Raw genomic sequence first — 8,339 nt, forward strand, 5'->3', positions numbered from 1 at the left:
GGGCTTTTGCAGTAGAATGTTCCTCTTTCTCGTAACATTCTTTCTGGTGAGTAGTGCTCATGGTGAATTTTTAGAAGTTACCCCTGGACGAAAATTTAACTTTCCCAGAGACCATGGAGCGCATGTCGAGTATCCAGTGGAGTGGTGGTATTTTACTGGCCACCTGAAGGCGCAGTCTGCAGAGCAGGTAACCGTTGAGAGAACATTCGGATTTGAGCTTACATTTTTTAGAGTAGGCATTAATCCCAAAGAGGGTGCTCGAGAGACTCCGTGGCATGTTGGCTCGCTTTATCTTGCACATGCAGCTCTCACTGATGATAGCAATCAGCGATTTCTTTTTGAAAAAATTCGAGTACGTCCGGATTTTGGACAGGCAGGGGCGAGCACTGAACGGCTAGAGGTCTGGGCACGTGATTGGAGGGTAGAACAAGGTCCAAAAGGGGAGAGTCAGTCTACGATTCGTCTACAAGTAGAGGCGAGAGATGCACAGACAGGAGAGATGTTCTCTTTTTCGTTCGCTGTTCAACCTCAAAAAGCCCCAGTGTTACAAGGTGACGCCGGGTATAGTCAAAAGGGAGCGAGTCCAGGGGACGCCTCGTACTATGTATCCTTTACTCGTTTAGAGGGTGATGGAGAGGTAGTGATTGGAAACGAAGAGCTCCGTGTGGGTGTGGAAGCATGGATGGATCACGAGGTACTTTCCTCTAAGCCGAACAGTCGTGAAGTTGGTTGGGATTGGTTTGCTATGCAATTTCAAAACGACTGGGAGTGCATGCTGTATAATTTACGACGCGGGAATCCATTGGTTCGAACTCAGTACTCATCGGGCTCGTGTGTTAGTCCAGAGGGGGAAAAATTTCTTTTAACTGCTTCTGATTTCCTTATTCAGCCATCTGGATCGTGGCGGAGTGAACGAAGTGGTATTGAGTATCCTTCGGGATGGACGGTGTCGATTCCAAAGATGGGGATAGAGGCGAGGGTTGCTCCCACCGTGAAGGGGCAAGAGCTTCTATCTGGGAGTGGAGGGGAGAGAACCTACTGGGAAGGACGGTGCCTCATTGAGGGGAGTATGGATGGAGAGCCCCAGCGAGGTGCAGCCTATGTTGAGTTGGTGGGGTACACGAGATAGCGGATATTTTTTGGTCCGAAGAGAGAAGTTCTCTGTCGACCTTTTGGATCATTATCTTTAAAATCAGCGCATGAAGTGGTTACTACGTTTTTCAATATATTCGCTCTTCGTCTGGCTATCTCCTCTATTTGTTTTGGCTCAAAGTAACGAATGCTCGATTGATACTCCAGAGAAGTGTCGTGTAGACCTGACTCTTTTTTGTGAAGATGGAGAACGAGTTCCTCTGGCGTTTAGTCTTAATTTAGATACGTTTCAAACTCTGGATTTCACAGCACTCTTTTCCTCTGCACCGCCAGCGAGCAAGCTTCCACTTGTGTTTGTTGATGGAGAGGTTGAAGGAGGTAATGTCAGAGAGGGAGGGGTAACCCGCCTGCTGTGTGAGGGCCCAGTATGTAGCGGGTCGATTACGATTGCGAAGTTACAGGAGCTTGCTACTCGATTTGACATAGATCAGGCCGTGATTACGGTTGTTCTTCGCAAGCGAACACGGTTCGGAAAAGATGTGTGTATTGGAAAGTTCATCAACGATCCGGAGGTGGTAGCGAATAATCTGAGTGAAGAACGACAGATCTGTACGCTCGATACTACGCCGGGCAATGAGAGTATCACTGCTGAAGGGTTTTTCGAGCCAGGAGGATATGGCACCGATGGCTCGCCGAGGTTCCATCTTTCTGTTGAAGGACTGGCGACAGATGAGAGGTATCGGGCATGTAGTCTGACGGGAACTGATCGTTACCAGCGAGTCTTCTCGTTTCGTCCCGTCGAGCTCGCATCAGCCGTAGATTCCGAGATTTATGGTTCCCTCAGTACAGATGGGCAGGCAGAGTTCGATGCCAATAAATATCTGTATAGCTATGAGCTTCGTCGCTCGTTGAGCAGTATTGTAACCGTTGCCCCTGCCAATAGTAATGCTCCCCGACTATTTCCTTCACTCTCATTGATTAACAAGAGTGTAAGTTCGACTTCAGCAAAAGCCACAAACAAAAAATGGAACAAGCGAACGCGCAAACGAAGGCGCGAGCGAAGAAGGAAGAAGAAGTTGAATAGTTCAAGAGAGCTCGTAGTGGCAAGTAGAGATATTGAGGTGTCAGCGAGCAGACGGCAGTCAGTGCTAGGATGGTTAAATTTTGATCCACTTGGCGCTACTGTGGTGATCAGTAAAAGTTGCCAGTCGAATGTTGTGGAAGATTCTATCGGGACATTGGTCTGTGGAAACGCTGCTGAGAATCCGAATCGAGAGTGTGAGACGTTTTCATTTGGGGATGAAACACTCGCTGCTACTGCGTGTCGGGAAGTCGAACCTACCTTGGGGACCCTCGTCATCCGGGTGCGGAGTGATTCCTCTCAGGATTTGACCGTTTGTCTCAATGGAGCAGCATTTGGAGAAACGGTATCAGTCAGTACCCAGAGTCAATCACCGAGTGGAGTGCGTTATGCTGGTCAGTTGAAGATAACGGATAGCGCTGCGCTCATAGCGGGTACAACGAACGGTGGAATCCCTTCTTATGAGTTCTCAGAAACGTCCATGAGTTCGGTCACGAGTGTTTCTCTAAGCTCAACTGGGGAGTGTGGCACAGTGCTCGGGACAGTAACTTTCTAGAAGTAGTAACCTTCTAGAAGTAGTGATGCTGAATGATTTACCACCCCATTTTTACGGCTATGAGGAGCGTTCTCCATACGCCCTGAATAGGGAGTCGCATCGTGTTCCATCTTCACAGGCGATGACGACTTCATAGACGATATCTGTAGAGGTCTCGGTAATGTTGTTGTACGCGAGTCGTTCGCTTAGCACGCAGGAAATTCCCGTTCCAAATAAGTCTCCTGTAAATGAGTCTTCTGCTTCGAGAGAATCAGACGCTCTCAGAGCACCATCGATAAATCCAAAAACAAGCTCATCAGCTTCAACTGAGTAGGTATCTCCATTTCTTGTCACGGTCTGCTGAGAAGTAAAGCCGACTCCTTCGTCATCTGGAGCAATTTTATCACACTCGTCAAGCAGTTCAGTAAAACGAACTGACCAGGTTCCGACTGGGTCTGCAGGCCCAATAGGTGATGTTGCCGGCGAGTCATTACATCCAACGAAGAATAATAATGGTCCAATACTGAGCAGAAGAAATAGCCCTAGAAACTTGCTCATTATATCCTCCTCTTTTTTTCTGATCATCTGTAATCTGCTCATCTTCTCTTTCCTTATCATACGTCTCTTCTGTGTCTTGACCAATATGATTTTCTTTTCCGTCAATGAGGCGTGAGGTTAATTCCCTTGCATCAAAAGATCGGATATTTCATACAGCGCCGCGAGCTCTTCTCTCCAGTAAAGAGGCGTTCCAAATTGTTCGAAAGTGCGCTGAAATATCGGATCATTCCACCGTCGTGCTATCCATCCTTCAAAGTGAATAATTCGAAGAGCCCTGAGCGGCTCTATGAGTCCCATCTCATGATGATGAAACTCTCGAAGTTCAGAATATGCTTCAATCAGGGTGTCTTGTCGTTTGTGGGACTCTTCGTCGCGGCCCGGGTTAAGAAGCCACAAGTCCTGAATAGCAGGTCCATACACCATGTCATCAAAGTCAAGGAGCATAGGGTTGTCATCTTGCCAGAGCACGTTGCCCAAGTGGCAGTCTCCATGAAGCCGAATAAGGGAGCACTCTTCAAGTCGTTTTTGAGCCACAGCAATAATCGGCTCTACTACCGAGCGAAAGGCAATTTTCGACTCCTCTGGGATGAAGTGTGATTCTAGTAAGAGTTCTACATTTCTCGTGCCGTAGGTATCCGCATTGAGGGTTGCCCGAGTTCGCGGCTCTATTTGTTGCGCAATATTATGAGTGCGAGCCAGTAGTCGTCCGATAGTCCTTAATTGATGTTCTGGTAGTTCTGCGCGGTGACGTCCCCCATATTTTTTATAAATACAAAAGAACAGTCCTGATTCAGGAAATTGGCGTAGCGTATCTCCATCTTCGAATCGAATAGGTGCAATAACAGGAATCTGATTCTCCTCAAGGAGCTTCAAAAGTGAATGCTCTTCCCGAATTTGAGCCTCGTTCCAGCGATTCGGACGATAGAACTTTGCAACCCGGTAGGTGTCATACACAGACTCTGAGGGCTGCGTCGGCAGTTCAATTTCAACTTGATATACCCTGTTTTCATAGCTGTTTAATGCCAGAGTCTTGCCAGTTGCTCGGACTCCAATTTGCTCGACGGCTTCTAGAACAACCGCCGGGTTTAAGTTGTAAAAGTGATCTTCTTGTACTGAAGATGCTAGCACGCTTCCTTCTCCGTTCGTCATCGTATGTAGGCCTTACTTTGAATCAAAGGTGATTTCTCCATCCCAGTCAGAAGTTTCGCTATCACGCCTTATCGAAATTTGCTGCAGATAGAGGTGCGCTGCGGTATCAAAAAAAGACTTACGCTCCGTGAGTGCGTGAAAGCCATCAGAGCACTCGTCCCAATTTCTTGCGTAGAACTCTCTGAGGGCAAACTCCCATAATTTTCTATCATCTTCAGATACCTCTGTCGGAACCACCGTCGAGATGGACACAGCCTGACTTTTTCCTTTCACCGCTACCTTTCCAATCAGACAGAGCGGGAAGGCATCGGAGAGTTTGTTCGCTACCGTCTCGGAGATCAGTATCTCAGTTCCAAAGTATTTGTTTAATCCTTCTAGCCGGGCAGCGAGGTTAACCGAGTCGCCGATTGCTGTGTAATCAAATCGTCGTTGTGAGCCGAGGTTTCCAACAACCATAGGGCCCGAATGAATGCCAAAGCGGGTATGGAGCTTGGGATACTTCCCGATTTCATTGAATGCAACGACTCGTTCTCGAATCTTGATAGCTGTGGCAACGGTCTGTGCCTCGTGATCGAGAATTGGAACGGGTGCTCCCCAAAGAGCAAATACAGCATCTCCAATAAACTTAATGAGTGTTCCCCGAGTTTCAAAAATTGCGTCCATAACTTCAGAGAAATACTCATTCAGCATGCGGACAACCTCTTCAGCATCCATTGATTCGCTGATATTGGTGAAATCAGCGATATCAGTAAAGAGCGCAGTGGCGGTAATCGTTTCTCCTCCAAGGTTGAGCGCATCTGGATTTTGGGAAACTTCTTTCGCCATCTCTGGAGTAAGATAGTGCGAAAAGGCTCTTTCGGTCTGCCGCTGCCGTTTTCGAGCGAGGAGGTATGAAAGCACTGTCGCTATCAGATAAATGACGGGTGCTATGATAGCGGTGAGGGTGATTCCAGGAACAAATGTCATTTCCCTCGTGAAGGAGAAATATGCAAAAGAGCTCCATCCAAAGATTGTAGCGATAAGAAGAAGGAGTCCGTATCCAGGCGGAAGTGCAAACAGTGCGAGCGCTATGAGCATCGTTGCGATGCCATAATAGAGCGCCTCAGTTGAGAACGGGAATCGCTGAAGCCATTGCGAGTGAAGAAGATTGAGAGCAGCTGTTGCATGAATCTCTACACCAAACGTATCACCACGGCTCGTAAAGGGTGTTAGGAATGCATCTTTTTGAGCGGGACCCGTATCGGTCTGTAACGCTAAGCCAATGAAGATAGTTTTTCCTGTAAACTCTTCATCGAGAAAAAACTCTTCATCAAGCGCATCTGAGTATGAATAGGTTTTGATGGTTCGTGATGGCCCATAGAACCAGATGAGATCGTTTTCATCCGGTAAAGGCGATCCAGCACGAAGATTTGCTCCTGCCTGTGCCAGGCTTCGATATCGTATCCCGCTCGCGGGATCGGTAAACTCCGGAGTAAAGCGACGAATATGCCTCTTATCTGTTCGTTTTTTTACGATCGAGAGTTCACCAACGGTTTTTTGAAAGGACTGATAGGGGAGGTAGACTTCTTCTCGCTCAACCTCTCCGGCAACGGGAGCCACTTCTACTCCAATCACTGTGGGGAGTAATCCGAAAGCAGAGGCTAATCGCTGATCGGTCTCCTGATCACCACTCGGACCGCCGAAAATGACGTCGAATATGACTCTCTCTGCGCCTGCTCGCGCGAGTCGTTCTAGAAGTTGAGCATGAAGTTCTCGGGGCCACGGCTTGTGCATGGGCACCTGTAGGGTGTTATAGCTCTCTTCATCGATTGCTATCAGAATAATATCCTCTGGTGGGGCTTCTTCGCCTCGAAGGAAGAACATGAGATCCAGCCCGCGATATTCAAGCTCCTGAAACCAGGGAGTGCGATACAGCAAGCTACCAAGCAGAGCAATGCTAACGGCTAGGGTGCTTCTTAATAGCCATTTTTGAATGGACGAATACATGAGCCTAAAAGTTTACCGAGAGATCTGTTAAGAATCCAATACCGCTTGGAGGATCTGTAAATCGACTACGTGAGGCAAAGGGAGCTTCTTCATCAAGCACGTTAACGAGTTGCAGTCGTAATTGACCTTTTCGATGAGGGAGCCTATATCCAACCCCAGCATTGAGTATCCAAAAATCTTCGTTTCCATCATTGAAACCAAGTACGCCATTCAGGTCTTGGCGATACCAGTCAACATCAGTGAGAGCGAACCATCGCGACGAGCTAAAGAAACGCGCCCCAAGCCGTACTCGATTCGTGTCATTCTCTTCAGAGATATCCAGTGCCTCAAGATACTCTCTGCGATATTCTGCTATTCCTGTGAAATGCTCTGAAAAGATCGTATAGAAATATGCTCTTACGAGGTGCTCTCTCTCTTGTTCAGTCTGGAGCGTGGGGGTGAGAGAGAACGTGTCCTGAAGAGTGGTAGCATCCGTCACAAACTCTGTAAGGATATCGATTCCGTCTCTATCAATATCTCGATAGGCATATTCAATTCCAGTGTAGAAATGTTTCGGGTCTTTGTAGTCTATCCCAATTCCAAACGTCTCGGTTTCAACTCCTGGGAGATCGCCAAGCAATTGAATGAAGCTTCCCACGAGAACGGGCTCAATGGAACCAATATCATTAACTGAACTCGTGCCAAGAGTCTGAAAGTAGGCACCACGGATGGTAAGTGCATCAGTCGGAGTATACGTAAAGCCAAGTTTTGGCGAGAGCTTGCTCTTACTTCTTCTACCACCAATGAAAGGAGCTACGGTATCAAATGCAGGGAGTTCAATGTCTCGATAATTCAGTCCGAAAGTGAAGGAAAGAGAGCTTGAAAGATTCTGATTAAAATACGTGTAGAGTGAGTGTGTGTTCGTATTGTAGGCAGCAGCACTGTCTCGAGAAGCAGGAATACCATCAAAAAATAAGGAAGAGTCCTCAGTGATAAGGCTCTTTTCTTCCCCGACACCATCAGTATACAGATACTCAACACCACTCACGAGCGAGTAAGCAGCGGTTTTGTGAATAATCTGGGCATTCCCACGGAGTATATCAATTTCTTCATCGGCTTCTTGATTGAGTGCGATCTGAAATTCAGGAAAGAGAAGCGAATCCGTTCCAAGAATAAGGGTCTGCGTAGCCTCTTCAATGACATCTCTACTTCTTGTTTCTATCTCCCGACCAAAGTACTCAATACGAGTGATCGCCTCTGTCTGATTGCTGAGGTGATGATAACTTCCAAGTGCTATAGCAAGATCGTTCCTCTCATACGTATCAGCGGTAATCTGGTCGTCAAACGATTCAATCTCTCCTTCGAGGATAAACCGATGGTCAGCATGGGGCTGGTACTGGAGCGCTACTCTTGCATTTTGCTGTTCAAGTCTTGATGCTGAATAGTTGCGATAGCTATAGGCAGTGAGATATCCAAAATCTCCTTCCGTTCCAGATTGAAGAATACTTCCCTGATAGTCATCATCTCTATTTGTTCCTTGAAGATTGATGGCAGTGCGGTGTGCTGGACGGTCAAAGAGGGCTGCGTAATCATTCGCCGAGGGCTCTGCTGAGAATCCATTGAAACTTTGAAATGAGTTAAAACTGAGTGGGGATAGAAGTTCTGAGATGATGCTTTGTGAGAATTTGGCATCAGCAAAGAAGTCTCCTTCAAGCGTTTCTCCGAGGAGGCGGTGTGCCGAGTAATTTGAATAGTCTCTCGAGAGGGATTTCATCGCTTCAATCCTGGCGACATCTCGAAATCCCAACTGGCGAAAGACTTCAGAAAGGCTCGTTGAGCGAACGGCTAAGTCCTGATCGAGCAGTGAGCGAGAACGGTAGACTCCTCGAGCATCATTTCGTGCGATTGACTCCTCAATATCGTTTAGTGCTCCAACGACATTGTTCTGGGAGAGGCGGT

Annotated in this window: 6 protein-coding genes; 2 read left to right on the forward strand and 4 right to left on the reverse strand. The window is 47.4% G+C overall.

The features are described from left to right. Positions 1-16: 16 nt before the first annotated feature. Entirely contained in the window at positions 17-1,129 is a 1,113-nt protein-coding gene (locus tag EBR25_11575) for a carotenoid 1,2-hydratase (GenBank protein ID NBW41622.1), read from the forward strand. A 70-nt stretch (positions 1,130-1,199) separates the two neighbouring features. Further along, positions 1,200-2,729 (forward strand): hypothetical protein, encoded by a 1,530-nt coding sequence (locus tag EBR25_11580; GenBank protein NBW41623.1) that lies wholly within the window; start codon positions 1,200-1,202, stop codon positions 2,727-2,729. A 57-nt stretch (positions 2,730-2,786) separates the two neighbouring features. Here the strand turns inward: EBR25_11580 and EBR25_11585 are convergent, their stop codons facing one another. From EBR25_11585 to EBR25_11600, 4 genes are all read right to left on the reverse strand, one after another. Then, positions 2,787-3,326 carry a hypothetical protein gene (locus tag EBR25_11585; protein ID NBW41624.1) on the reverse strand — a complete coding sequence of 180 codons (540 nt, stop codon included), beginning with the start codon at positions 3,324-3,326 and terminating at the stop codon, positions 2,787-2,789. 57 nt (positions 3,327-3,383) lie between these two features. Further along, on the reverse strand, positions 3,384-4,415 hold the full coding sequence (locus EBR25_11590; protein ID NBW41625.1) for a serine/threonine protein kinase: 1,032 nt from the start codon (positions 4,413-4,415) through the stop codon (positions 3,384-3,386). A gap of 12 nt (positions 4,416-4,427) precedes the next feature. Beyond that, positions 4,428-6,401 carry an adenylate/guanylate cyclase domain-containing protein gene (locus tag EBR25_11595; GenBank protein NBW41626.1) on the reverse strand — a complete coding sequence of 658 codons (1,974 nt, stop codon included), beginning with the start codon at positions 6,399-6,401 and terminating at the stop codon, positions 4,428-4,430. 4 nt (positions 6,402-6,405) lie between these two features. Further along, positions 6,406-8,339 (reverse strand): hypothetical protein (locus EBR25_11600; GenBank protein ID NBW41627.1); only part of this gene is annotated, 1,934 nt, incomplete at its 5' end.

The sequence above is a fragment of the bacterium genome, from assembly GCA_009926305.1.
Taxonomy (GTDB): Bacteria; Bdellovibrionota_C; UBA2361; order UBA2361; family RFPC01; genus RFPC01.